Source organism: Nocardia sp. JW2 (assembly GCF_051843015.1).
Taxonomy (GTDB): Bacteria; Actinomycetota; Actinomycetes; order Mycobacteriales; family Mycobacteriaceae; genus Nocardia; species Nocardia coubleae.
Genome location: NZ_JBPXLK010000035.1, coordinates 22,522 through 44,817, shown reverse-complemented (window position 1 = coordinate 44,817; position 22,296 = coordinate 22,522). Strand labels below are relative to the sequence as shown.

General features: G+C 68.0%; 25 protein-coding genes. 17 read left to right on the top strand and 8 right to left on the bottom strand.

Translation table 11 applies throughout. The features are described from left to right. Nucleotides 1-74: 74 nt before the first annotated feature. Nucleotides 75-1,046, bottom strand: a complete 972-nt coding sequence (locus ACSVDM_RS28850; RefSeq protein WP_439268902.1) for a helix-turn-helix transcriptional regulator — start codon at nt 1,044-1,046, stop codon at nt 75-77. Between the two features lie 61 nt (nt 1,047-1,107). Between ACSVDM_RS28850 and ACSVDM_RS28845 the strand changes: the two genes are divergently transcribed. From ACSVDM_RS28845 to ACSVDM_RS28795, 11 genes are all read left to right on the top strand, one after another. Then, on the top strand, nt 1,108-1,599 hold the full coding sequence (locus ACSVDM_RS28845) for a pyridoxamine 5'-phosphate oxidase family protein (protein ID WP_067644453.1): 492 nt from the start codon (nt 1,108-1,110) through the stop codon (nt 1,597-1,599). A 65-nt stretch (nt 1,600-1,664) separates the two neighbouring features. Further along, on the top strand, nt 1,665-2,234 hold the full coding sequence (locus tag ACSVDM_RS28840) for a TetR/AcrR family transcriptional regulator (protein WP_439268901.1): 570 nt from the start codon (nt 1,665-1,667) through the stop codon (nt 2,232-2,234). Continuing rightward, nucleotides 2,231-2,764 (top strand): hypothetical protein, encoded by a 534-nt coding sequence (locus ACSVDM_RS28835; protein ID WP_439268900.1) that lies wholly within the window; start codon nt 2,231-2,233, stop codon nt 2,762-2,764. The genes ACSVDM_RS28840 and ACSVDM_RS28835 overlap by 4 nt, the downstream gene beginning before the upstream one ends. 58 nt (nt 2,765-2,822) lie before the next feature. Next, nucleotides 2,823-4,046, top strand: coding sequence for a cation:proton antiporter (locus ACSVDM_RS28830; protein ID WP_439268899.1), 1,224 nt, complete (start codon nt 2,823-2,825; stop codon nt 4,044-4,046). Nucleotides 4,047-4,073: 27 nt separating this feature from the next. Then, entirely contained in the window at nt 4,074-5,132 is a 1,059-nt protein-coding gene (gene argC, locus ACSVDM_RS28825; protein WP_439268898.1) for an N-acetyl-gamma-glutamyl-phosphate reductase, read from the top strand. Then, nucleotides 5,129-6,355, top strand: a complete 1,227-nt coding sequence (gene argJ, locus ACSVDM_RS28820) for a bifunctional glutamate N-acetyltransferase/amino-acid acetyltransferase ArgJ (protein WP_439268897.1) — start codon at nt 5,129-5,131, stop codon at nt 6,353-6,355. Before argC ends, argJ begins: the two co-directional genes overlap by 4 nt. Further along, the gene (gene argB, locus ACSVDM_RS28815) at nt 6,352-7,257 is read left to right on the top strand and encodes an acetylglutamate kinase (protein ID WP_067644438.1); all 906 of its coding nucleotides are present in this window, start codon (nt 6,352-6,354) and stop codon (nt 7,255-7,257) included. The genes argJ and argB overlap by 4 nt, the downstream gene beginning before the upstream one ends. Further along, nucleotides 7,250-8,452 carry an acetylornithine transaminase gene (locus ACSVDM_RS28810; RefSeq protein WP_067499090.1) on the top strand — a complete coding sequence of 401 codons (1,203 nt, stop codon included), beginning with the start codon at nt 7,250-7,252 and terminating at the stop codon, nt 8,450-8,452. Before argB ends, ACSVDM_RS28810 begins: the two co-directional genes overlap by 8 nt. Then, the gene (gene argF / locus ACSVDM_RS28805; RefSeq protein ID WP_439268896.1) at nt 8,449-9,381 is read left to right on the top strand and encodes an ornithine carbamoyltransferase; all 933 of its coding nucleotides are present in this window, start codon (nt 8,449-8,451) and stop codon (nt 9,379-9,381) included. The genes ACSVDM_RS28810 and argF overlap by 4 nt, the downstream gene beginning before the upstream one ends. Before the next feature lie 34 nt (nt 9,382-9,415). Further along, nucleotides 9,416-9,919 carry an arginine repressor gene (locus ACSVDM_RS28800; protein WP_067499094.1) on the top strand — a complete coding sequence of 168 codons (504 nt, stop codon included), beginning with the start codon at nt 9,416-9,418 and terminating at the stop codon, nt 9,917-9,919. Between the two features lie 95 nt (nt 9,920-10,014). Beyond that, a complete protein-coding gene (locus tag ACSVDM_RS28795; protein ID WP_439268895.1) occupies nt 10,015-11,226 on the top strand; it encodes a Fic family protein in 1,212 nt (403 codons plus the stop codon). A 15-nt stretch (nt 11,227-11,241) separates the two neighbouring features. Here ACSVDM_RS28795 and ACSVDM_RS28790 read toward each other — a convergent pair whose 3' ends face one another. The 4 genes from ACSVDM_RS28790 to ACSVDM_RS28775 all read right to left on the bottom strand — a co-directional run bounded on the left by ACSVDM_RS28790 (nt 11,242) and on the right by ACSVDM_RS28775 (nt 12,793). After that, the gene (locus tag ACSVDM_RS28790; RefSeq protein ID WP_439268894.1) at nt 11,242-12,042 is read right to left on the bottom strand and encodes an aldose 1-epimerase; all 801 of its coding nucleotides are present in this window, start codon (nt 12,040-12,042) and stop codon (nt 11,242-11,244) included. Between the two features lie 56 nt (nt 12,043-12,098). Then, nucleotides 12,099-12,251: a hypothetical protein gene (locus tag ACSVDM_RS28785; RefSeq protein ID WP_157102182.1), complete on the bottom strand. Its 153-nt coding sequence runs from the start codon at nt 12,249-12,251 to the stop codon at nt 12,099-12,101. Nucleotides 12,252-12,496: 245 nt separating this feature from the next. Continuing rightward, nucleotides 12,497-12,631 (bottom strand): hypothetical protein, encoded by a 135-nt coding sequence (locus tag ACSVDM_RS28780; RefSeq protein WP_255284058.1) that lies wholly within the window; start codon nt 12,629-12,631, stop codon nt 12,497-12,499. A gap of 21 nt (nt 12,632-12,652) precedes the next feature. Beyond that, complete coding sequence (locus tag ACSVDM_RS28775) at nt 12,653-12,793, bottom strand: hypothetical protein (RefSeq protein WP_166655845.1); 141 nt, start codon at nt 12,791-12,793, stop codon at nt 12,653-12,655. A 174-nt stretch (nt 12,794-12,967) separates the two neighbouring features. Here ACSVDM_RS28775 and ACSVDM_RS28770 point away from each other — a divergent pair, with 174 nt between their 5' ends. The 3 genes from ACSVDM_RS28770 (at nt 12,968) to ACSVDM_RS28760 (ending at nt 16,098) form a co-directional block, all read left to right on the top strand. After that, complete coding sequence (locus ACSVDM_RS28770; RefSeq protein ID WP_181697753.1) at nt 12,968-14,170, top strand: argininosuccinate synthase; 1,203 nt, start codon at nt 12,968-12,970, stop codon at nt 14,168-14,170. A gap of 151 nt (nt 14,171-14,321) precedes the next feature. Further along, the gene (gene argH / locus ACSVDM_RS28765) at nt 14,322-15,743 is read left to right on the top strand and encodes an argininosuccinate lyase (protein ID WP_067644424.1); all 1,422 of its coding nucleotides are present in this window, start codon (nt 14,322-14,324) and stop codon (nt 15,741-15,743) included. Between the two features lie 31 nt (nt 15,744-15,774). After that, nucleotides 15,775-16,098, top strand: a complete 324-nt coding sequence (locus tag ACSVDM_RS28760; RefSeq protein ID WP_067499105.1) for a DMT family transporter — start codon at nt 15,775-15,777, stop codon at nt 16,096-16,098. A 33-nt stretch (nt 16,099-16,131) separates the two neighbouring features. On the opposite strand, the gene ilvA is transcribed toward ACSVDM_RS28760, so the two are convergent. Then, nucleotides 16,132-17,346: a threonine ammonia-lyase gene (ilvA, locus tag ACSVDM_RS28755; protein WP_439268893.1), complete on the bottom strand. Its 1,215-nt coding sequence runs from the start codon at nt 17,344-17,346 to the stop codon at nt 16,132-16,134. A 117-nt stretch (nt 17,347-17,463) separates the two neighbouring features. Beyond that, nucleotides 17,464-18,642 (bottom strand): serine hydrolase domain-containing protein, encoded by a 1,179-nt coding sequence (locus ACSVDM_RS28750; protein WP_439268892.1) that lies wholly within the window; start codon nt 18,640-18,642, stop codon nt 17,464-17,466. 106 nt (nt 18,643-18,748) lie between these two features. Here ACSVDM_RS28750 and ACSVDM_RS28745 point away from each other — a divergent pair, with 106 nt between their 5' ends. The 3 genes from ACSVDM_RS28745 (at nt 18,749) to ACSVDM_RS28735 (ending at nt 21,773) form a co-directional block, all read left to right on the top strand. Further along, nucleotides 18,749-19,471: a GntR family transcriptional regulator gene (locus tag ACSVDM_RS28745; protein ID WP_439268891.1), complete on the top strand. Its 723-nt coding sequence runs from the start codon at nt 18,749-18,751 to the stop codon at nt 19,469-19,471. Between the two features lie 83 nt (nt 19,472-19,554). After that, nucleotides 19,555-21,042, top strand: a complete 1,488-nt coding sequence (locus ACSVDM_RS28740) for an NCS1 family nucleobase:cation symporter-1 (protein ID WP_439268890.1) — start codon at nt 19,555-19,557, stop codon at nt 21,040-21,042. After that, nucleotides 21,042-21,773, top strand: coding sequence for an aspartate/glutamate racemase family protein (locus ACSVDM_RS28735; RefSeq protein ID WP_439268889.1), 732 nt, complete (start codon nt 21,042-21,044; stop codon nt 21,771-21,773). The genes ACSVDM_RS28740 and ACSVDM_RS28735 overlap by 1 nt, the downstream gene beginning before the upstream one ends. Before the next feature lies 1 nt (nt 21,774). On the opposite strand, the gene ACSVDM_RS28730 is transcribed toward ACSVDM_RS28735, so the two are convergent. Beyond that, nucleotides 21,775-22,146, bottom strand: coding sequence for a hypothetical protein (locus ACSVDM_RS28730; protein ID WP_243750151.1), 372 nt, complete (start codon nt 22,144-22,146; stop codon nt 21,775-21,777). Between the last annotated feature and the right edge of the window lie 150 nt (nt 22,147-22,296).

The following is a 22,296-nucleotide window of genomic DNA, read 5'->3' as shown; positions in this document are numbered from 1 at the left end:
GCCGCTGCGCCGCTTCGCGGCGGACCCTCCTCGAGGTCGGGTCGTGCGGGGTTGGGAGTGCGGTCATGGCGGACTTAGGTGGGGCGGTAGCGCGCGGCCATGGCCTCGGTGATTGTCCGTAGGTGGGCGCGGAACTCGGGGGGAGCGAGGACCTCGACGTGGTTTGCCAGGGGGAGTAGGGCGTGGGTCAGTACTTCGTAGGACTCTGAGGGGATGGTGATGTCGGCCCAGCCGTCGGGGTCGGTGGGGCCGAGGGAGGCCAGTGCGGCGTGGACGGCTGCCGGGTCGTTCATGAGGCGCAACAGGCCGAGGTGTTCGGTGGCGATCCGGCATCGTGCGCTGACTTTCAGCATGGACTGTCCGAAGTCGACCGCCGCTGCCTGCCAGTGGGCGGCGAGGTCGAAATCGTCTGGGCGGTCGAATGTTTCGCCGGTGGGGGCGGCCGTGGCAATTCGGCTTGCCCGGTAGGAGCGGGTATCGGAGCGGACGCGCGCGACGAGATACCAGGTGCCCGCCTTCATCACCAGGCCCAAGGGGTCGACCGTGCGTTCGACGGCGTCGTCACCTCGCCGGTAGGTGATGGCGAGGCGGCGGTCGTGCCAGACGGCGTCGGCGATGATCGCGAGGGTGGGGGTTTCGTCGGGGCGGTGGAACCAGCCGGGCATATCGATGTGGACGCGCTCGGCGATGCGGGTTGCCCGGCCGCGCAGTTCCGGTGGCAGCGCGGCCAGCATTTTCAGCTGCGCGGTGGCGAGGACGGTGCCGAGGCCGAGGTCGGCGGCGGCGCCCGGTAGGCCGGCCAGCAAGACGGCGTCGGCCTCGTCGGAGGTGAGGCCGGTGAGACGGGTTCGGTACCCGTCGACCAATCGCACCCCGCCGCCGCGCCCGGGTTCGCTGTACACCGGCACGCCCGCCGCCGACAGCGCCTCCACATCCCGGTACACCGTGCGCACCGACACCTCCAGCTCCCGCGCGAGCTCCCCGGCCGTCGACCCGCCGTTGGCTTGCAGCAGGAGCAGTAGCTGCACCAGCCTGCTCGCTCGCATACCCCGAGGCTAGCCGTGAAACTTGACACAGGATGTCACGGTTGGGTCGTAGCGTGAGCGTATGACCACTTGGAGCCAGTTCACCGAGGAAGCGCCGCGCATCGCCGAGCTGTTCCTGCGCAGACACCGTGCCACCGGCAATCTGTGCATGCTCGGCACCCTCCGCGCCGACGGATGGCCACGGATCAGCCCGATCGAACCGATGGTCTTCGAGGACATGCTGGTGCTGGCGGGCATGCCGGACACGCGCAAGTTCGACGACCTCGCCCGTGACCCCCGCTTCTGCCTGCACACCGCCACCGTCGACACCAACGTCACCGAGGGCGACGCCAAGCTCTTCGGCACCGTCACCGACCTGAAGGACGAATCCGTCCACGCCCGCTTCGCGCAGAAACTCTTCGACGACAGCGGTTTCGACATCCGCGGCCAGAAGTTCGACCACTTCTACATCGCCGACCTCACCAGCGCCTCCACGGTCGAAGTCGCCGACGACCAGCTCGCCATCACCATCTGGAAACCCGGCGAGGGCGAACGAGTCGTCACGAAACGCTGAATCCCACCACCGCCCGCGTCCGACTGACTATGGACTATGGCTGACTGGTCAGTCATTATAAATTCATGCCGAAGCGAGTGGATGTCGATGCGCGGCGGACCGAAATTCTGGAGGCGGCCGTCCGGGTCTTCGCCAGGAAAGGGTTCGCCGCGTCGCGGATCGAGGATGTGGCGGCGGAGGCCGGGGTCGCGAAAGGGAGTGTCTACCTCGCGGTCAGCAGCCGGGAGGAACTGCTCACCGCCGCGTTCGACCAGTACCGTGCCCGCGCGGAACAGCAACTCGCCGCGCCTGGCAGCGGACCAGCGCTCGATCGGCTGGCGCAGTTGATCCGGTCGACCGTGGCGATGCTGGCAGCCCACCCGGACTACGCGCGCGTATTGCTGGACGTGTGGTCGGCCAGGACGCCGCTGGATATGGCCGCCGTCTACGAGGGCTACCGGGCGGCCGTCGCGGAACTGCTGCGCGCGGCCGCCGCCGAGGGGCAATTGCGGGCGGGCATCGGCGACGCGCACGCCGCGGTGATCGTCGGCGCGATCGAAGGATGCCTGGTGCAATGGCTGGCCGACGACCGCGTCGCCCTCACCGAGATGACCGAACCCCTGGTGCAGGTGTGCGTGGAAGGTATCCGCAGATGACGATCACCGACCGGCTCATCGCGCCCGGAGCGACGAGAAGTGAAGCAGCCCTGTGCTATTCGTCGGCGGTCATCGGTGGGGTGACGGCTGCGCTGCTCGCGAGAAGCGCGGGTGGCTCCGTACTGGTCGTCGCGGTGATCGCCCTGATCGGCTTCGACCTGTTCGGCGGCGCGGTGGTCAATGCGACAGCATCGGCTAAAAGCTGGTTTCACCGGCCAGGCCGAACCGCCCGTCATCACCTCACCTTCGTCGCCATCCACGCCCAACCGTTCCTGCTGGCGCTGGTGGTCCCGGGGTTCGGGTGGTGGGTCGCGGCGGCCGTCTACAGCCTCGTCCTCGCGGCGGCCGTCGTCGTCCTCTCGGTGCCCGATCAGCTGCGCGTGCCGGTGGCCTTCGCCGCCACAGTGTTCGGCGTCGCGATCACCACGTCGATGCTCACGGTGCCGACCTTCCTCCTCTGGTTCGGCCCGGTACTGCTGATCAAACTCCTCCTCGCGCACCTCCAGCCCGATACACCGCAGGCAAGGTGACGGATCGCCCGCGCGCGGTGTCGGGGATCGGCTGGTGCGCTGTGCCACGATGACCCGCATGGAGCTGCTCGCTTCCGCCGGTGCCGACGGGCCGACGCCGATCGTGTCGCTGTTCTGGATCGCGCTGGTCGCGGTGATCGCACCGGTGGTGTCGCGCCTGCTGCGCGGATATCTGCCCGATGTGGTGATCCTGCTGGTCGCGGGTGCGGTGCTCGGCCCGTACGTGCTCGGATGGGCCGACACCGGCGGCGGCGTCGATCTCGTCAGCGAGCTCGGGCTGGGAATGCTGTTCCTGCTCGCGGGCTACGAACTCGACCCGGCCCTGCTGCGAGGGAAATCGGGGCGAACGGCCTGGCTGGTCTGGCTCGTGTGCCTGGTCTTCGCGTTCGGGATCGTCACGCTGGCCACCGACCGGTCCACGGGCACCCGCATCGCCGTGGCCATCGCGCTCACCTCCACCGCGCTCGGCACGCTCCTGCCGATTCTGAAGCAGGCCGGAATCGCCGATTCACCACTCGGTCGCGCGGTGATGACGCACGGCGCGGTGGGCGAACTCGGGCCCATCGTCGCGATGTCGGTGCTGCTGAGCAGTCGCGACTCCATGTCGGCGCTCGTCACCGTGCTGATGTTCGTGGTCGCGGCGGTGCTCGTCGGACTGATCCCGGTGCGCATGCTCGACCGGATGCCCGACCTCGGATCGGCGCTCGGCCGGCTCGGCGGCGGCACCTCGCAGCTCCCGGTGCGCGGCGTCGTGCTGCTGCTCCTCGTCCTGATGGTGATCGCCGAGGAGTTCGACCTCGACGTGGTGCTCGGCGCCTTCGCCGCGGGCATGATCCTGCGCAAACTCATCGCCGCGGGCCACCCCGATGTGGACGCCTCGCTCGAGGCCATCGGTTACGGCCTGCTGATCCCGGTGTTCTTCGTGGTCTCCGGAATGGGTATCGACGTGTCCGCCGTCGCGAGCAACCCGGCGCTGTGGGTGTGGTTCGTGCTCACCATCGCGATCGCGCGCGGTCTGCCGGTGTGGCTGAGCGAGCGTTTCGTGCCGCACGGGCTGAACCTGCCCACCGGCCGCGAGCGGGTGCAGTTGGCCCTCTACGCGGCCACCGGTCTGCCGATCATCGTCGCGGTGACGCAGGTCGCGACCCGCACCGGCCTGCTCAGTAGCGAGGTAGCCTCGATACTGGTGGCCGCGGGAGCCACGACGGTATTGGTGTTCCCGCTGGTCGCGCGACTGATCGGGGCACGTGGCACCGAGCCCGTCACACCCGCGCATGAATGAGCTTGCATACTCGTGCATAATCATCACATGGTGGAAACGTCCGGAGGACCCGTATTACGGGTGGCGGTTGCCGGTGCCAGTGGGTACGCCGGTGGCGAGGTGTTGCGTCTGCTGCTCGGCCATCCCGAATACCGAGCCGGGCGCCTCGAGATCGGGGCGCTGACCGCCGGATCCAACGCGGGCACCGCCCTCGGCGCACTGCAGCCGCAGCTGCTGCCGCTGGCCGACCGCGTCCTGCAGGAAACCACCCCGGAGACCCTGGCCGGACACGACATCGTGTTCCTCGGTCTGCCGCACGGCCAGTCCGGCGCGATCGCCCAGGCGCTGCCCGAGTCGACGGTCGTCATCGACTGCGGCGCCGACTTCCGGCTCACCGACCCCGCCGCCTGGGAGAAGTACTACGGCAGCACCCATGCGGGCAGCTGGCCCTACGGTCTGCCGGAACTGCCCGGCGCGCGCGCCCGGCTCACCGGTGCCCGTCGCATCGCGGTGCCCGGCTGCTATCCGACGGTGTCCAGTGTCGCGCTCGCCCCGGCCGTCGCGGCGGGCATCATCGAGCCGAATGTGAACGTCGTCGCGGTGAGCGGCGCCTCGGGTGCGGGTCGCAAACTCGACATCGGCCTGCTCGGATCCGAGGTCATGGGCAGCGTGCGCGCCTACAGCGTGGCGGGTGCGCACCGGCACACCCCGGAGATCGCGCAGAACCTGAAAGCCGCGGGCGGCGTGGATGTTTCGGTGTCCTTCACGCCCGTGCTCGCGCCGATGCCGCGCGGCATCCTCGCCACCTGCACCGCGCCGGTGAAGGTCGACGCCGCGCAGGCCCGGGCCGTCTACGAAAAGGCTTACGCCGACGAACCTTTCGTGCACCTGCTGCCCGAAGGCATGCTGCCGCAGACCGGTTCGGTGCTCGGCTCCAACGCCATCACCCTGCAGGTCGCCGTCGACGCCGACGCGGGCCTGCTCGTGGTGATCGGCGCGATCGACAATCTGACCAAGGGCACCGCGGGCGCCGCGGTGCAATCGATGAATCTGGCCGTCGGTTTCGACGAGACCGCAGGACTTTCCACCGTAGGAGTGGCACCGTGACAACCCCTGATCCGCACGCGCCGGACCACGGCAAACTCATCCACACCCAGGGCGTCACGGCCCCGCTCGGCTTCCGCGCGGCGGGCATCGCGGCGGGCATCAAGGCCAGCGGCAAGCCCGACCTCGCGCTGGTGCTCAACGAGGGCCCCGAATACGCGGCGGCGGGCGTGTTCACCCGCAACCAGGTGAAAGCCGCCCCGGTGCTGTGGTCGCAGCAGGTATTGAAGTCCGGTCACGTGCGCGCGGTCATCCTCAACTCCGGTGGCGCCAACGCCTGCACCGGCCACGGCGGTTTCCAGGACACCCACAGGACCGCCGAGGAACTCGCTGCGGCACTGAGCAATTGGGGCACCGAGACCGGCGCGGGCGAGATCGCGGTCTGCTCCACCGGCCTGATCGGTGACCGGCTGCCGATGGACAAACTCGTCCCCGCGATCACCGAGATCGTGCACGAGATGGGCGGCGGTCTCACCGGCGGCTCCGACGCCGCCCACGCCATCATGACCACCGACACGGTTCCCAAGGAATCGGCCTTCCACCACGAGGACAAGTGGAACGTCGGCGGCATGGCCAAGGGCGCGGGCATGCTCGCCCCCTCGCTGGCCACCATGCTCGTCGTGCTCACCACCGACGCGGTGGCCACCCCCCAACAGCTCGACGAGGCACTGCGCAAGGCGACGAAATACACCTTCGACCGGCTCGACGTCGACGGCTCCTGCTCCACCAACGACACCGTGCTGCTGCTGGCCAACGGTGCGAGCGGCGTCACCCCGTCGCAGGACGACCTCGACGCCGCCGTGTTCACCGTGTGCGACGACCTGGCCGCTCAGCTCATGGCCGACGCCGAAGGCGTCACCAAGCGGGTGCGGGTCACCGTCACCGGTGCGGCCACCGAGGACGAGGCGCTCACCGTCGCCCGTGCCGTCGCCCGCGACAACCTGGTCAAGACCGCGCTGTTCGGCTCCGACCCGAACTGGGGCCGGGTGCTCGCCGCCGTCGGCATCGCCCCGGTGACCCTCGACCCGCATCGGATCGCGGTGTCGTTCAACGGGAATCCGGTCTGTGTCGACAGTGTCGGCGCTCCGGGCGCGCGTGAGGTCGACCTGTCCGGTGCCGATATCGACGTGCTGATCGAGCTCAATGTGGGCGAGGGTACCGCCATGGTGCGCACCACCGACCTCTCGCACGGCTACGTCGAAGAGAATTCGGCGTACAGCTCATGAACGCCGGTGTGCTGCACAGCCTTTCGGCCCTCGACAAGGCGCATGTCCTCGCCGACGCGCTGCCGTGGCTGCAGAAGTTCCGCGACAAGATCGTCGTCGTGAAGTACGGCGGCAACGCCATGATCGACGACGACCTCAAGTCCGCCTTCGCCGCCGACATGGCGTTCCTGCGCACCGTCGGCGTGCACCCCGTTGTCGTGCACGGCGGCGGCCCGCAGATCAATGCCATGCTGAAGAAGCTGGGCATGGAAGGCGAATTCCGTGGCGGATTCCGCGTCACCACCCCCGAGGTGATGGATGTGGTGCGGATGGTGCTGTTCGGTCAGGTCGGGCGCGAGCTGGTCGGGCTGATCAACGCGCACGGGCCGTACGCGGTCGGCATCTCCGGTGAGGACGCGCACCTGTTCACCGCCACCCGGCGCACCGTCGCCGTCGACGGGGTGGCCACCGATATCGGCCTGGTCGGCGATGTCACCGAGGTCAACCCGGGCGCCGTGCTCGACCTGATCGACGCGGGCCGCATCCCGGTGGTCTCCACCATCGCCCCCGACGCCGACGGCGTGGTGCACAACATCAACGCCGACACCGCCGCGGCCGCGCTGGCCGAGGGCATCGGCGCCGAGAAGCTCGTCGTCCTCACCGATGTCGAGGGTCTCTATACCGACTGGCCGGACCGATCCTCGCTCACCAGCCGGATCGACGCCGACGCCCTCGCCGAGTTGCTGCCGAGCCTGGACGCGGGCATGGTGCCGAAGATGGAGGCCTGCCTGCGCGCGGTCCGTGGCGGGGTGCCGAGTGCCCACGTGATCGACGGGCGCGTCCCGCATTCGGTACTACTTGAACTGTTCACCGGAGAAGGAATCGGAACCATGGTGACCCCGGGGGAGGCCGAAGATGAGTGAAGTGGCGAAACTGCAGCAGCGGTGGTCGGCCGCGATGATGAACAACTACGGCACCCCGAAGGTGGCGCTGGTGCGTGGCGCCGGGGCCGTGGTCTACGACGCCGACGGCAAGCGCTACGTCGATTTCCTCGGTGGTATCGCGGTCAACAGCCTCGGTCACGGGCATCCCGCCATCCTCGAGGCGGTCACCCAGCAGCTCGGCACCCTCGGCCACGTGTCGAACCTGTACGCGAGTGAACCCGTGATCGAACTGGCCGAGAAGCTGCTCGCCCACTTCGGTGACGGCGAGGGCAAGGCGTTCTTCTGCAACTCCGGTACCGAGGCCAACGAGGCCGCGTTCAAGATCGCGCGGCTCACCGGGCGGTCCAAGATCGTCGCCGCCGAGGAGGCGTTCCACGGGCGGACCATGGGCGCGCTCGCGCTCACCGGTCAGCCGTCGAAGCGAGCGCCGTTCGAGCCGATGCCGCCCGGCGTCGTGCACGTGCCCTACGGTGACGCCGCCGCCCTGGAAGCCGTCGTCGACTCCGACACCGCCGCGGTGTTCCTCGAGCCGATGATGGGGGAGAGCGGTGTGGTCGTCCCGCCGTTCGACTACCTCGCCAAGGCGCGCGAAATCACCTCGCGGGCCGGAGCTTTGCTGATCCTGGACGAGGTGCAGACCGGAATCGGCCGCACCGGCACGTTTTTCGCACACCAGGCGGCCGGGATCGTGCCCGACGCGATCACCCTCGCCAAGGGTCTGGGTGGTGGCCTCCCGATCGGCGCCGTGCTGGCACAGGGACGGGCGGCCGAACTGCTCACCCCGGGTCTGCACGGCACCACCTTCGGCGGCAATCCGGTCTGCGCCGCGGCGGCGCTGGCCGTGCTGCGCACCATCGACTCCGAGGACCTGCTGAGCCATGTGGAATGGGTCGGCAAGAAACTCAGCGACGGCATCGCCCTGCTCGAGCACCCCGAGATCGACCATGTGCGTGGGGCGGGCCTGCTGATCGGCATCGTGCTGCGCAACGACATCTCCGCCCACGTGGACGAACGGGCCCGCGAGGCCGGGTATCTGCTGAATCCCGCCAAGCCCGATGTGATCCGGTTGGCACCGCCCCTGGTGCTCACCGAAACCCAGGCCGACAATTTCGTCGCCGACCTGCCCGAGATCCTCGACAAGGCCGCCGCCGATGCCAAGGGAGCGACCAAGTGACCCTGCGCCATTTCCTGCGCGACGACGACGTGAGCCAGGCCGAACAAGCCGAAATCCTCGCTCTCGCCGCCGAACTCAAGAAGAACCCCTTCGCGCACCGCCCGCTGGAGGGCCCGCGCGGAGTCGGGGTGATCTTCGAGAAGAACTCCACCCGCACCCGGTTCTCCTTCGAACTCGGCATCGCCCAGCTCGGTGGGCACGCCGTGGTCGTCGACGGTCGCGACACCCAGCTCGGCCGTGAGGAAACCCTCGGCGACACCGGCAGCGTGCTCTCGCGTTACGTCGACGCCATCGTGTGGCGCACCTTCGAGCAGTCGCGGCTGGACGAAATGACCGCCACCGCAACGATTCCCGTGGTGAACGCGCTGTCCAACGAGTTCCACCCGTGTCAGGTCCTCGCCGATCTGCAGACGATCGCCGAGCGCAAGGGTTCGCCGGCCGGACTCAATCTCACCTTCTTCGGCGACGGCGCCAACAACATGGCGCACTCGCTGCTGCTCGGTGGTGTCACGGCGGGCATGAACGTGACCGTCGCCGCGCCCGCCGGTTTCGAGCCGCTGCCCTGGATCATGGAGGCCGCCGCCAAGCGTGCCGCCGAAACCGGTGCGACAGTGGCCGTTACGGGTGATCCCGTCGCCGGAGCCACCGGCGCCGACGTGCTCGTCACCGATACCTGGACCTCCATGGGTCAGGAGAACGACGGGCTCGATCGCGTCGGGCCGTTCCGCCCGTTCCAGCTCAACACCGAACTGCTGGCCGCCGCCAACCCGGAAGCGATTGTCCTGCACTGCCTTCCGGCACACCGTGGCGAGGAGATCACCGACGAGGTGCTCGACGGTTCGCACAGTGTGGTGTGGGACGAAGCCGAGAACCGGCTGCACGCCCAGAAGGCGCTGCTGGTGTGGCTGCTCGCGAAAGCCGCCGCGTGAGACCGCGATCCGGGGCCGACGCGGAGGGCAGGCGATGAGCGCACCCGAGAAGGGCACACCCGCCATCGCCCGCACCCGCGCCGGCCGCCAATCACGCATCGTCGAACTGCTCTCGGCGCATTCGGTGCGCAGCCAGACCGAACTGGCCGCACTGCTGGCCGCCGAGGGCATCGAGACCACCCAGGCCACCCTGTCGCGTGACCTGGACGAACTCGGCGCGGTGAAGCTGCGAGCCGCCGACGGCGGCGCCGGGGTGTACATCGTCCCCGAGGACGGCAGCCCCGTCCGCGGCGTCACCGGCGGCACCGGCCGCCTGTCGAAACTGCTGGCCGACCTGCTGGTGTCCACCGATTCCAGCGGCAACCTCGCCGTCCTGCGCACCCCACCCGGCGCCGCCCACTTCCTGGCCAGCGCCCTCGACCGAGCCGCCCTGCCCTACATCGTCGGCACCATCGCAGGCGACGACACCATCGCCGTCATCGCCCGCGAACCCCTCACCGGCGCCGAACTCGCCGCCAAGATCGAAAGCCTGGCCTGACCGTCTCCGACTTTTACCGAACAATGCAGAACTATGGTTAGGTAGCGAATCGCGTTACTTAACCTTAGCTACGTATCGTTAGGTAAGATCGGCTGATGGGTAACGCTCCGTCCGGTGGCTGGCCTGCCGTCGAGTACGAGACGCATCCGTGGACGGTGCGCGACCCGTACGTGTCACGATCCCAGCTGCGGCGGCACGCGGGAGACTACTCGGCCGCGGTGCTCACCGACATCGCCGAACTGCCGGTGGAGTTGCCGGTCTCACTGCTCACCGAGGCAGAAGAGGCCGCGCAGGAATTGGCGCGGTTCGACGCGCACCTTTCCGCCCGACTGGGGACCGACTGCGAGCTCGGTCCCATGAGTTCAGTCCTGCTGCGGACGGAGAGTTCCGCATCGTCACAGATCGAGAACCTCACGGTGGGGGCCAGGCAGCTCGCCCTTGCTGTGCTCGGCGAGCACAGCAATCGCAACGCACGCAGCGTGACCGCCAATGTGCACGCGATGGAGGCGGCGATAAGCCTGGGCAGGGACATCGATGCCGCCTCGATCCTGGCCATGCACCGCGCACTACTCGGCGAGTCCGATCCTGCACATGCCGGGCGATGGCGCGACGAACAGGTATGGATCGGTGGCAGCAATATTGGTCCGCACGTAGCGGATTTCGTTCCGCCACACCATGACCGGGTGCCGGCGGCGATTGCCGACCTGATCCGCTTCACCCGTCGCGACGACCTACCCGCCCTGGTTCATCTCGCGCTCGCTCATGCGCAGTTCGAGACGATCCACCCGTTCACCGACGGCAACGGGAGAACGGGCCGCGCTCTGGTGCACGCGATGTTGAGCGCCCGGCAGCTGACCGGGCACATCACCGTACCGATCTCGGCGGGCTTGCTGGTGAATACGGGTAGCTATTTCGATGCGCTGACCGGATATCGCACAGGAGATCCCGAGCCGATCGTCCGCCGATTCGTGGAGGCGACGTTCTACGCGGTCGGTGCGGGACGCCGATTGGTCGAAGACCTTCGCGCTGTGCGCACCGGCTGCCGGGAACAGACGACCGCTCGCGCGGATTCCGTCGTATGGAAGGTGATCGACAGTCTCATCGCGCAGCCGGTGGTGAACAGCGCTTACGTTGCCGAAACCTTCGGCATCAGCGCGGTCGCGGCGCAGCGGGCAATCGACCGACTCGTCCAGTCGGGCGTGCTGCGCGAGGTGTCGCAGCGTGCCAGAAACCGAGTTTGGCAGGCCGACGCAATTCTCACGGCCCTCGATGATTTCGCAGCAGGGGTCCGTCGCGTCCGGGCGTGAACAAGGCGCTGCGGTTCAACTCCGCGACAACCGCTGCCAGGTCCAGCTGACGCGGATGTCGAGCGGCGAATCGGGTGTGACCATCCGGGGATCGGTGTTGAGCCCGTTCGGTGGGCCGGATTGGGCTTCGACCGACAGTGATTCCTCCGGCAGTGTCCACACCACCACGTCGGTGACGGGACTGGTGATCGTGAACTCGAGGAAGCCCGGCCAGGTGAGGCGGGCGCGGACTCCGTCGGGCATGGCGAAGCAGTCGTCCCATGGTGGGGGAGTAGGTGCGATGTGGCGGCCGGTCGGGAGGTAGTCGGGGCCGCGTTCGTACTGCCAGGCCGGGTGGAAGTCGAGTTCGAGTGGGCCGGTGGCGGGGGCGAGATCGCGCAGGAACCACGGGTGCCAGCCGCCCTGGGCGGGGAAGGGGTCGTGGTCGGTGGTGATGCGCATCGCCAGGGTCAGGCCCGACTCGGTGAGGGTGAAGGTCTGCACGACCGTGCCCGCGAACGGCCAGGGCGCTGTCAACCGGCAACGCAGTATGGCCTCGTTCGCGGTCCTGGACACAACTTCCCACGTCCTGTCGCGGACGGTGCCGTGAATGCTGTGCGGCGGGTTGTCGATCGGCAGCTGGTAGGTGCGATCACCCACGGTGAGCTTGCCGTAGCCGAGCCGACCTGCCCATGGCGCCATCACGAAACACCCGGTCCCGGGGTCCTGGCGCAGCAATTCCGTGCCCGCCACGGTGAGGCTGTGGATCGCGCCCCCGTCGTCGGGGGCGATGGTGACCGTCGCGGTACCGGCGCTGAGTCGCACGTCGTCGCTCATGCCGGGGACACTATCGGCGCGGGCCCGTCATCCGGCGCAGCCCGCGCCGATGGGCATCAGTTGAACGGGTAGTCCCCGCCACCCGCGCCGCCGTTGTGGCCCGGTGTGGCGACATCGATGATGTCCTGCACCAGCTCGACCACGGCGCGACCGACATCGAGCACACCGTTGCCGAGCGTCGAGAATTCCTGCGCGATGTAATGAAGCATCTTGTTCGTCCTCACTTCTGGCGGGCCGAATAGTGCTGTCCCAGAGTGCCGTACACCATGTACGGCGCACTACCCTGCGACGGTGCTTCCCGATCTCGCGCCCTTCAAACCGTGACCCGACCCGCGGCCGCGCGGTACCGCAGGCGGGCGGTCAACCTGCCTGGCGCGCACGGCGGCCGGCCGACGTCGCTGAGGAGTTGCGCGAGCTGAACGCGCGCTGCCCGCGCGAGCCGGTACGACCGCGTTCAGGACGCGAGGAAATTCAGGACGGCGAGGATCAGGGGTGAACTGAGGTCGAACAGCACGCGGCCCACGTGTAGGCCGACCGCCGCGCCGGGCTCGTAGTTCTCCATGAGGAATTGCAGGATGGCGTCTTCCATGGTGTCCTCCGGTGCCGAGGGTCAGGCGAAGAAATCCTGGAGAATGGGGGTGCTCAGGTCGAACAGGGTCTTGCCGACGGTCAGGGCGAAATTCCCGACGCCGATGACGACGAGCCCGATGAGGTCGTAGTTGGCCTGAGCGAAATCACGTAATTGCTGCATGTTTACTCCTCGACCCCGACTGGATGAGTAGCTACTGTGACCAGCGTCTCACAGATGGTGTCGGCCGTCGAGGAGTCGCACCCCGGTGATGAATGAGCTTGCATCATCGTGCATAATCATTTGCAGCAACGGCGCGAGCCGTCCACAGACACCAGTTCAAGGAGCGCAACAGACATGTCCGATCGCGTCGTACTCGCCTACTCCGGTGGGCTTGACACCTCCGTCGCCATCAGCTGGATCGCGAAGGAGACCGGTTCCGAGGTCGTGGCCGTGGCCATCGACCTGGGCCAGGGCGGCGAGGACATGAACGTGGTGCGCCAGCGAGCCCTGGACTGCGGCGCCGTGGAGGCCATCGTGGTCGACGCGCGCGACGAGTTCGCCGACGAGTACTGCCTGCCCACCATCCAGGCCAACGCCATGTACATGGGCCAGTACCCGCTGGTCTCGGCCATCAGCCGGCCGCTGATCGTCAAGCACCTCGTCGAGGCCGCCAAGTTCCACAACGCCACCACCGTGTCGCACGGCTGCACCGGCAAGGGCAACGACCAGGTCCGCTTCGAGGTCGGCATCGGCGCCCTTGCTCCCGACCTGGAGGTCATCGCCCCGGTCCGCGACTACGCCTGGACCCGCGAGAAGGCCATCGCCTTCGCCGAGGAGAACAAGCTCCCGATCAACGTCACCAAGAAGTCGCCGTTCTCCATCGACCAGAACGTGTGGGGCCGCGCGGTCGAGACCGGGTTCCTCGAGGACCTGTGGAACGCGCCGACCAAGGACGTCTACGACTACACCGCCGACCCGACGGTGAACTTCGAGGCGCCCGACGAGGTCATCATCACCTTCGACAAGGGTGTGCCGGTCGCCATCGACGGCCGCCAGGTCACCGTGCTGCAGGCCATCGAGGAGATGAACACCCGCGCCGGTCGCCAGGGCGTCGGCCGCCTCGACATGGTCGAGGACCGGCTCGTCGGCATCAAGAGCCGCGAGATCTACGAGGCGCCCGGCGCCATCGCGCTGATCACCGCGCACCAGGCCCTGGAGAACGTCACCGTCGAGCGCGAGCTGGGCCGGTACAAGCGTCAGGTCGAGCAGCGCTGGGCCGAGCTGGCCTACGACGGCCTGTGGTACTCCCCGCTCAAGCGCGCCCTCGACGCGTTCGTCCAGGACACCCAGCAGAACGTCTCCGGCGACATCCGGATGGTGCTGCACGGTGGTTCCGCCGTGGTCAACGGCCGCCGCTCCGAGCAGTCGCTCTACGACTTCAACCTGGCCACCTACGACGAGGGCGACACCTTCGATCAGTCCCTGGCCAAGGGCTTCGTCCAGATCCACGGCCTGTCCTCCAAGGTCGCGGCACGGCGAGACCTCAACCAGAAGTAGTTCAAGGCTCCGACTGATTTCGCGCGAACATGGGTAACTCACCGGGTACGCCCAGAACCGCTGTGGTCCATGACGTGAGCCCGGTGTAGAACCCAGCGACCTCCCCGCGACCGGCAAAAGTCGCGGGGAGGCGGACAGGAGACGGCAGACGATGACCGACGGCGGCAGCACGAACACCGGTGCCCTCTGGGGTGGGCGCTTCGCGTCCGGGCCCGCCGAGGCGATGGCGGCGCTGAGCAAGTCGACGCACTTCGACTGGGCGCTGGCTCCCTACGACATCCGCGCCTCGCAGGCGCATGCCCGGGTGCTGCACAAGGCGGGGCTGCTGTCCGACGAGGATCTGTCCGGCATGCTGGCCGGGCTGGACGCGCTGGCCGCCGACGTGGCCTCGGGGGCGTTCGGTCCCGCCGACTCCGACGAGGACGTGCACGGCGCGCTCGAGCGGGGACTGATCGAGCGGGTCGGCACCGAGCTCGGTGGCAGGCTGCGGGCGGGCCGGTCGCGGAACGACCAGGTGGCCACCCTGTTCCGCATGTGGCTGCGTGACGGTGTGCGCCGTGTGGCCGCCGGTGTGCTCGATGTGGTCGATGCGCTCGTCGCCCAGGCCGCGGCGCACCCGGATGCGGTGATGCCGGGCAAGACCCATCTGCAGGCCGCCCAGCCCGTGCTGCTGGCCCACCACCTGCTCGCCCACGCGCATCCGCTGCTGCGCGACCTGGAACGCCTGCGCGACTTCGACAAGCGCGCCGCGATCTCGCCCTACGGTTCGGGCGCGCTCGCCGGTTCCTCGCTCGGTCTCGATCCCGAGCAGATCGCCGCGGAACTGAACTTCACTGCCTCGGCGGCCAATTCGATCGACGCCACCTCTTCGCGTGACTTCGCCGCGGAGGCCGCGTTCGTCCTCGCCATGATCGGTGTCGACCTGAGCCGCATGGCCGAGGAGATCATTCTCTGGAGCACACCGGAATTCGGCTACGTCACCCTCGCCGACGCATGGTCCACCGGCTCGTCGATCATGCCGCAGAAGAAGAACCCCGACGTCTCGGAACTCACCCGTGGCAAGGCGGGCCGCCTGATCGGCAACCTGACCGGTCTGCTCGCCACCTTGAAAGCCCAACCGCTGGCGTACAACCGGGATCTGCAGGAGGACAAGGAACCCCTGTTCGACTCGGTCGCCCAGCTCGAACTCCTGCTGCCCGCCATCGCCGGCCTGGTCGGCACCCTCACCTTCCACACCGACCGCATGGCCGAACTCGCCCCCGCCGGTTTCACGCTCGCCACCGACATCGCGGAATGGATGGTGCGCCAAGGTGTTCCGTTCCGTGTGGCCCACGAGGCGGCCGGTGCGTGCGTGCGCGCCGCCGAGGCCCGCGGTGTGGGCCTCGACGAACTCACCGACGAGGAATTCGCCGCCATCGACCCCTCGCTGACCGCTGGTGTGCGCGAAGTACTCACCGTCCCCGGCTCGATCGCCTCCCGTAACGCGCGCGGCGGCACCGCGGGCGTCCGCGTCGCCGAACAACTCGACGAGGTCCGCGAGAACGCCGACGAAGCCCGGGCCTGGCTGAACTGAACAACCTGCCGCGCCCCGCTAGTCTGCCGCCATGACCCTGCTCTTGCTGGCATTGGCCATCGCATCCGAGGTGACCGCGACCGTTTCGCTGAAACTGTCGGAAGGATTCACCAAACCGGTGCCGTCGGTGGTGGTCGTGCTCGGATACGGTGCGGCCTTCTACTTCCTGTCCCAGGTGCTGAAGCGGGGGATGGGTATCGGCGTCGCGTACGGAATCTGGTCTGCCGTCGGGGTGGCCGCCATCGCCCTGATCGGTGTGCTGTTCCTGGGTGAGCGGCTGTCACTGGTGCAGGTCGGTGGAATCGGCTTGGTCATTCTCGGCGTGCTGGCACTGGAACTCGGTGGCGCGCACTGACTTCGGACGGCGCCGACGCGAATCCCGCTCGGCTCACAACTCTGCGCGGACCCGGAAGCCCGCGTCGCGCAGCGCGTCCAGCACATCGTCGCGGTGCGCGGGTCCCCGCATCTCCACGGTGAGTGACACCTCCACCTCGTCGACCGCGAGCCACGTCCCGGTTCGGGAGTGGACCACATCGACCACACTCGCCCCGGCCCGGCCGACCACTCCCAGCAGCGCCGACAACGCACCCGGCCGGTCCGAGATCGTCACCCGCATCGCCAGATAGCGTCCGGCCGCGCTCAGGCCGTGGTTTATCACCCGGGTGAGCAGCAGCGGGTCGATGTTCCCGCCCGACAGAATCACCACGATCGGACCGGGCAGGTCACGCAACTCTGTCCCGAGCAACGCCGCAACCCCCGCCGCACCCGCCGGTTCGACAATGAGCTTGGCCCGTTCCAGGCACAGCAACAGAGCCTTGGACAGCGATTCCTCGTCGACGGTCACGATCCGCGACACCAGTTTCGACACATGACCGAACGGCACCGCACCCGGCATCCCCACCGCGATACCGTCGGCCATAGTCGACATCCGCGACGCCCGCATCGGCGTGCCCGCCCGCAGCGAATCCGGCCACGCCGCCGCCTCGGCCGCCTGCACGCCGACCACTCCGACCTGCGGCGCACAATGATTCATCGCGATCGCCACCCCCGCGAGCAACCCACCGCCGCCGGTCGGCACCACCACGGTCCGCACATCCGGCACCTGCTCGAGAATCTCGAGCGCGACACTCGCTTGCCCGGCGACGATATCGGGATGATCGAACGGATGAATCAGTGTCGCCCCGGTGCGCTCCGCGAATTCCTTTGCCGCGACCAGTGATTCATCGATCGTCTCACCGACCTGATGCACTTCCGCCCCGTATGCCCGGGTGGCGACGAGCTTGGGCAACGACGCCCCGATCGGCATGAACACCGTCGAGGTGATCCCCAGCTCCGCTGCCGACCACGCCACCCCCTGCGCGTGATTACCAGCGCTCGCCGCCACCACTCCGCGAGTCCTTTCCGCAGGCGACAGATTCGCGATCCGGTTGTACGCGCCCCGCGGCTTGAACGACCCGGTCCGCTGCAGGTTCTCGCACTTCAACCACACCGGTACCCCCGCCCGCTCCGACAGCACCCGCGACCCGACCACCGGCGTCCGCCGCACCACCGCCCCCACCACCCGCGCCGCGGCCTCCACCTGCCCGAACTCAACGCTCTCCATCGCCCCATCGTGCCAGCCGCCGCCCTCCCACGGACCTGGACGCGCGATCACCACGCTCTGGTGGCGGCTGCCACTCGGCCGATGCCGCCATCGGAGCGAGGTGATCGAATGACCAGCTCAGGCGCGGAGGGCGGCCTTGGCGATGTTGTGGGCGATGGTGCCGAGGCGGGTGAGGCGAGCGTCGCCGAGGGGCGTGAGTTTGCCGCCGAGGCGATTGGTGACGAAGGCGAGGGACAGGCCCGTTTCGGGGTCGGCGAAGGCGCCGGAGCCACCGAGACCGAAGTGTCCGAAGGCCGAGATCGGTTCGGCACGTGAGGGTTTCATGGGGACGCCGTGATAGCCCATCGCCCACGGGATGCGGAAGGCGAGCACATAGTCGGGGGTGAAGACCTGACGGGTGGCGGCGCGGCGGATCGTGTCGGGGGACAGGATGCGGGTGCCGCCGAGTTCGCCGCCGTTGGCGAGGGCGCCGTAGACGCGGGCCAGGGCGCGGGCCGAGAAGACACCGTTGACGCCGGGCATCACCGCGTCGTGCACACGCGGGTCGACGATGAGATCGGCGAAACCGCGCGGGGTGGTTTCGGCCGCCGCCGCGAATCGGGTGCGGGTGAGCAGGTCGGAGCCGCGCTCCCAATCAATGCCCGCCGCGGTGAGGCGTGGGAACGTGGTGGCGATGCGATGGCGTTCCGCGGCGGGCACGCGGAACCAGAGCTCCTCGGCGTCGAGCGGTTCGGCGAGTTCGGTGCGGACGACGTCGACGAATTCGCGGCCGGTGACGCGCTGCACCAGCTCGGCGGCCAGGTGCCCATAGCTGATCCCGTGGTAACCACTGGTGACGAGATGACGCGGGTCCGGGGTGGCGGCGGCGAGCGCGGCGGTGACCGCCTTGTCGTCGAGGAAGGTGTCGATCGGCCCGGAGATCAGCCCGCGCAACCGGTGCAGCCCGGCTCGGTGGGTGAGCACATCGCGAACCGTGATGCGGCCCTTGCCCGCTGCCGCGAACTCGGGCCAGTACTCGGCGACCGGGGTGTCGTAGTCGAGCTCGCCACGCTCGGCGAGCTGATGAATCACCGTGGAGGCCACGCCTTTTCCGGTGGAAAAGGCCAGCGCCACCGAGTCCGCCGTCCACGGCACACCCGGGCGTGCGTACCCGGCCCACACATCGACCACCGGTTCGCCGTGCAGGTACACGCACAGCGCGCCACCCCCGTGCGAAGGCTTGCGGAACAACTGGTCGAACACGGTGACCAGACGGACGAAACGGCGATCCACCGACTGCGTTGTCGAAACTCCCATCACCCGAGCATGCCAAATCACCCATGGGACCGGTCGGTACGGTGATCTTTTCCTGACCGTCACATCCGGCAGCGTGGGCGCAATACTCGCGTCATAGCGTGCACGCATGTCCTCGAGACGACGATCGGCGCTGCTCGCGAGGCTTGTGGTGGACGAACCCGGTAGGCCACAGGTGATCCTGGGCGAACTGCGCCGCGTGATCCTCGACGGTGCCGTCCCGCCGTGCACCGTGATCCCGCTGCGCGAGGTGGCCGTGCTCTTCGGAGTGAGTCACATCCCGGTGCGCGAAGCGCTGAAAACCCTGATCGGGGAGGGGCTGGTCACCCACCGGCCGCAGCGTGGGTACCAGGTCGCGCAGCTCACGGCGCGTGAACTGCGGGAGATGTACATCGTGCGCGACACCCTGGAATCGGCGTCGCTCGCCGCGGCCGCGCTGTCGGCGGACGACGCCGAACGCGCCGAACTGCTCGCCGTGAACGACCTGCTCGAGCAGGCGATCCTCGACGACGACCCGGCGGCGTATCAGCGCCGATCGCGCTGCTTTCACGTGGCGCTGACCCGCCCGTCGCGCATGTTCCGCCTGTTGCAGATGCTCGAATCCGCCTGGAATGTCACCGAACCCGTGCAATCCATGGTGCACATCGACCGCGCCGACCGTGAGCTCCTGCACACCGACCACCTCGCGATGCTCGACGCCTTCCTCGCCCGTGATGTGGCCCGTCTGCTAGTCACGGCCGAGGAGCACCATCGACGACTCGAATCGGTGATCGCGACCCTTCCCACCGACACCGGTCTGCTCGCGCCGGAGGATATATCTTCGGCGCAATAGCGGCGAAATTCGCGGGAAACCGCAGGGCAACTGCGCAAACCTACGGTCATCGCAGCAGCTGAACCCTTCGGATGGGAACGACCATGACCGATATCATCACCGTCGCCACCGGTGCGCCCGCCACCGATCCGCCCGCCTACGATCCACGATTGACCAACGAGGATCTCGCACCGCTGCGCAAGCAGACATGGGGCACCTACAACATCTTCGCGTTCTGGATGTCGGACGTGCACAGTGTCGGCGGATACGTCACCGCGGGAAGCCTTTTCGCGCTCGGTCTGGCGAGTTGGCAGGTTCTCGTCGCCCTGCTGATCGGCATCGTCATCGTCTACTTCTTCTGCAATCTGGTCGCCAAACCGAGCCAGGTGACCGGTGTGCCGTACCCGGTGATCTGCCGGAGCGCGTTCGGTGTGCTCGGTGCCAATATCCCGGCCATCATTCGCGGTCTGATCGCGGTGGCCTGGTACGGAATTCAGACCTTCCTTGCCTCCGCCGCACTGGATGTGGTTCTGGTGAAACTGTTTCCGGGTCTGGCGCCGTACGCCGTCACCGCCGACTACGGTTTCCTCGGTTTGTCGGCGCTGGGCTGGGGCAGCTATCTGCTGCTGTGGGTGGTGCAGGCGTGTGTGTTCTGGCGTGGCATGGAATCCATCCGCAAGTTCATCGATTTCTGCGGTCCCGCCGTGTATGTCGTGATGTTCGTGCTCTGCGGCTACCTGATCGCGCGCGCCGGCTGGAGCGCCATCGACCTGAACCTGGGGGAGGTGACCTACACCGGCTGGGCGTCGGTGCCGGTGATGCTCGGCGCGATCGCCCTCGTGGTGTCCTACTTCTCGGGCCCGATGCTCAACTTCGGCGACTTCTCCCGCTACGGCAAGAGCTTTCCGGCCGTGAAGACCGGCAACCTGCTCGGCCTGCCCGTGAACTTCCTGCTGTTCTCCCTGCTCGTCGTGATCACCGCCTCGCTGACGGTGCCCGTCTACGGCGAGCTCATCACCGACCCGGTCGCGACCGTCGCCCGCATCGACTCCACGTTCGCGATCGTGCTCGGCGCGCTCACCTTCACCATCGCCACCATCGGTATCAATATCGTCGCCAACTTCATCTCGCCCGCGTTCGACTTCTCCAATGTGAGCCCGCAACGGATCAGCTGGCGCGCGGGCGGGATGATCGCCGCGGTCGGTTCGATCCTGATCACCCCCTGGAATCTCTACAACAATCCCGAGGTGATCCACTACACGCTCGAGGTGCTCGGCGCCTTCATCGGACCGCTGTTCGGCGTGCTGATCTGCGATTACTACCTGGTGCGCAAGCAGAAGGTGATCGTCGACGACCTCTTCACCATGTCGGAGCGGGGCAGCTACTACTACCGCAAGGGCTACCACCCCGCCGCGATCGTCGCCACGGCGGTCGGCGCGGGCGTCGCGGTGTTCCCGGTGCTGGCCAACGGTTTGCCCGGAATGCACACCGCGGCTCAGTACAGCTGGTTCATCGGCTGCGGCCTCGGTTTCGCCACCTACTACCTGCTCACCGCAGCCAGGCGCAGGACCCGCCCGGAGGTTCTCGCCTGATGCGAATCCGGGTCGTCAATCCGAACACCACCTCGGCGATGACCGACACGATCGAGCAGTGCGCCCGGGCCGTCGTCGGCGCGGGCACCGTGCTCGACGCGGTCACCTCCGCGACCGGACCGGTCTCGATCGAAAGCCACTACGACGAGGCGATGAGCGTTCCCGGACTGCTGGCCGCCATCCGGGAAGGCGAGGCCGACGGTGTCGACGGCTACGTCATCGCCTGTTTCGGTGACCCGGGCCTGGACGCCGCACGCGAGGTCGCGACCGGACCGGTGATCGGGATCGCGGAGGCGGCGATGCGGACAGCCAGTCACCTGGGGCGGGGATTCAGCGTCGTGACCACCCTCCATCGCACCAAGGGCCGCGCGACGGATCTAGCGGAACACTATGGGCTGCAACGGTTCTGCTACGGAGTGCACGCGTGCGAACTCCCCGTGCTCGCGCTGGACACCGACCCGGACGCACGCAAGGTCGTGACCGAAGCGTGCCGGGCGGCGGTGTCGGCCGACGGTTCCGACGCCGTCGTCCTGGGCTGTGCCGGAATGGCCGACCTGTGCGCGCACATCCGGGCGGAGATCGGCGTGCCGGTGATCGACGGTGTCGCGGCGGCCACACTGACCGTGCAATCTCTGCTCACCCTCGGACTGCGCAAGTCGGGGAGGGGCGAGTTCGCGACACCGCCGGCGAAGCCCTATACCGGGCTGCTGGAATTGTTCGGGTCGGAATAGGTCAGGCGTCGGCCAGCTCACCGGTCAGGGCGTCGAGTACCGCGTCGAGGTTGTCGACGTCGACGACCAGGCGGGTGAAGTCGGGTCCGTTCAGGTCGATGCGGACCGCGTTTCCACCGAAAGTGGTGTCCCAGAACTCTTTCCGGCCCTTGCCCCGGTAGACGCCCGCGGCGATCACGCCGGGGATGAAGGTGCCCGGCGCGCGGACCCACGGCGGGCGCAGATCCACCTCGGCGGTGGTGATCTCGGTGATGGCGGCACGGTCGATCACCACCTGCTGGCGCAGCGCGAGCAGCCGATGTCCACCGAGTACATGGACCGTCACCGTGTCGTTGTCGACCTCGAGCTCGACCATCGCTACCTCACTCACCATCTGCGGAAACGTTCCCTGTCGAGAGTGCTCCCGTGGCCTGGCTTGCGACTGTGGCGAGCCTGTGAGTTAGCCAAGGAAGTCAGAGGCATAGTCAAATGTAGATATACGCATCTATCGGGAGTTGCATTAGGAGTGCAGCTCACCCGGCGT

Bases quoted from the DNA above. Each gene is read 5' to 3' on its own strand.
- ACSVDM_RS28790 (WP_439268894.1), bottom strand. From the start codon at position 12,042: ATGAGCGACGACGTGCGACTCAGCGCCGGTACCGCGACGGTCACCATC.
- ACSVDM_RS28810 (WP_067499090.1), top strand. From the start codon at position 7,250: ATGAGTGAAGTGGCGAAACTGCAGCAGCGGTGGTCGGCCGCGATGATG.
- ACSVDM_RS28740 (WP_439268890.1), top strand. From the start codon at position 19,555: ATGACCGATATCATCACCGTCGCCACCGGTGCGCCCGCCACCGATCCG.
- ACSVDM_RS28845 (WP_067644453.1), top strand. From the start codon at position 1,108: ATGACCACTTGGAGCCAGTTCACCGAGGAAGCGCCGCGCATCGCCGAG.
- ACSVDM_RS28800 (WP_067499094.1), top strand. From the start codon at position 9,416: ATGAGCGCACCCGAGAAGGGCACACCCGCCATCGCCCGCACCCGCGCC.
- ACSVDM_RS28850 (WP_439268902.1), bottom strand. From the start codon at position 1,046: ATGCGAGCGAGCAGGCTGGTGCAGCTACTGCTCCTGCTGCAAGCCAAC.
- argH (WP_067644424.1), top strand. From the start codon at position 14,322: ATGACCGACGGCGGCAGCACGAACACCGGTGCCCTCTGGGGTGGGCGC.
- ilvA (WP_439268893.1), bottom strand. From the start codon at position 17,346: ATGGAGAGCGTTGAGTTCGGGCAGGTGGAGGCCGCGGCGCGGGTGGTG.
- ACSVDM_RS28840 (WP_439268901.1), top strand. From the start codon at position 1,665: ATGCCGAAGCGAGTGGATGTCGATGCGCGGCGGACCGAAATTCTGGAG.
- ACSVDM_RS28735 (WP_439268889.1), top strand. From the start codon at position 21,042: ATGCGAATCCGGGTCGTCAATCCGAACACCACCTCGGCGATGACCGAC.
- argC (WP_439268898.1), top strand. From the start codon at position 4,074: ATGGTGGAAACGTCCGGAGGACCCGTATTACGGGTGGCGGTTGCCGGT.
- argB (WP_067644438.1), top strand. From the start codon at position 6,352: ATGAACGCCGGTGTGCTGCACAGCCTTTCGGCCCTCGACAAGGCGCAT.
- ACSVDM_RS28835 (WP_439268900.1), top strand. From the start codon at position 2,231: ATGACGATCACCGACCGGCTCATCGCGCCCGGAGCGACGAGAAGTGAA.
- ACSVDM_RS28830 (WP_439268899.1), top strand. From the start codon at position 2,823: ATGGAGCTGCTCGCTTCCGCCGGTGCCGACGGGCCGACGCCGATCGTG.
- ACSVDM_RS28770 (WP_181697753.1), top strand. From the start codon at position 12,968: ATGTCCGATCGCGTCGTACTCGCCTACTCCGGTGGGCTTGACACCTCC.
- ACSVDM_RS28730 (WP_243750151.1), bottom strand. From the start codon at position 22,146: ATGGTGAGTGAGGTAGCGATGGTCGAGCTCGAGGTCGACAACGACACG.
- ACSVDM_RS28780 (WP_255284058.1), bottom strand. From the start codon at position 12,631: ATGGAAGACGCCATCCTGCAATTCCTCATGGAGAACTACGAGCCCGGC.
- ACSVDM_RS28775 (WP_166655845.1), bottom strand. From the start codon at position 12,793: ATGCAGCAATTACGTGATTTCGCTCAGGCCAACTACGACCTCATCGGG.
- ACSVDM_RS28785 (WP_157102182.1), bottom strand. From the start codon at position 12,251: ATGCTTCATTACATCGCGCAGGAATTCTCGACGCTCGGCAACGGTGTG.
- ACSVDM_RS28760 (WP_067499105.1), top strand. From the start codon at position 15,775: ATGACCCTGCTCTTGCTGGCATTGGCCATCGCATCCGAGGTGACCGCG.
- ACSVDM_RS28795 (WP_439268895.1), top strand. From the start codon at position 10,015: ATGGGTAACGCTCCGTCCGGTGGCTGGCCTGCCGTCGAGTACGAGACG.
- ACSVDM_RS28745 (WP_439268891.1), top strand. From the start codon at position 18,749: ATGTCCTCGAGACGACGATCGGCGCTGCTCGCGAGGCTTGTGGTGGAC.
- ACSVDM_RS28750 (WP_439268892.1), bottom strand. From the start codon at position 18,642: ATGGGAGTTTCGACAACGCAGTCGGTGGATCGCCGTTTCGTCCGTCTG.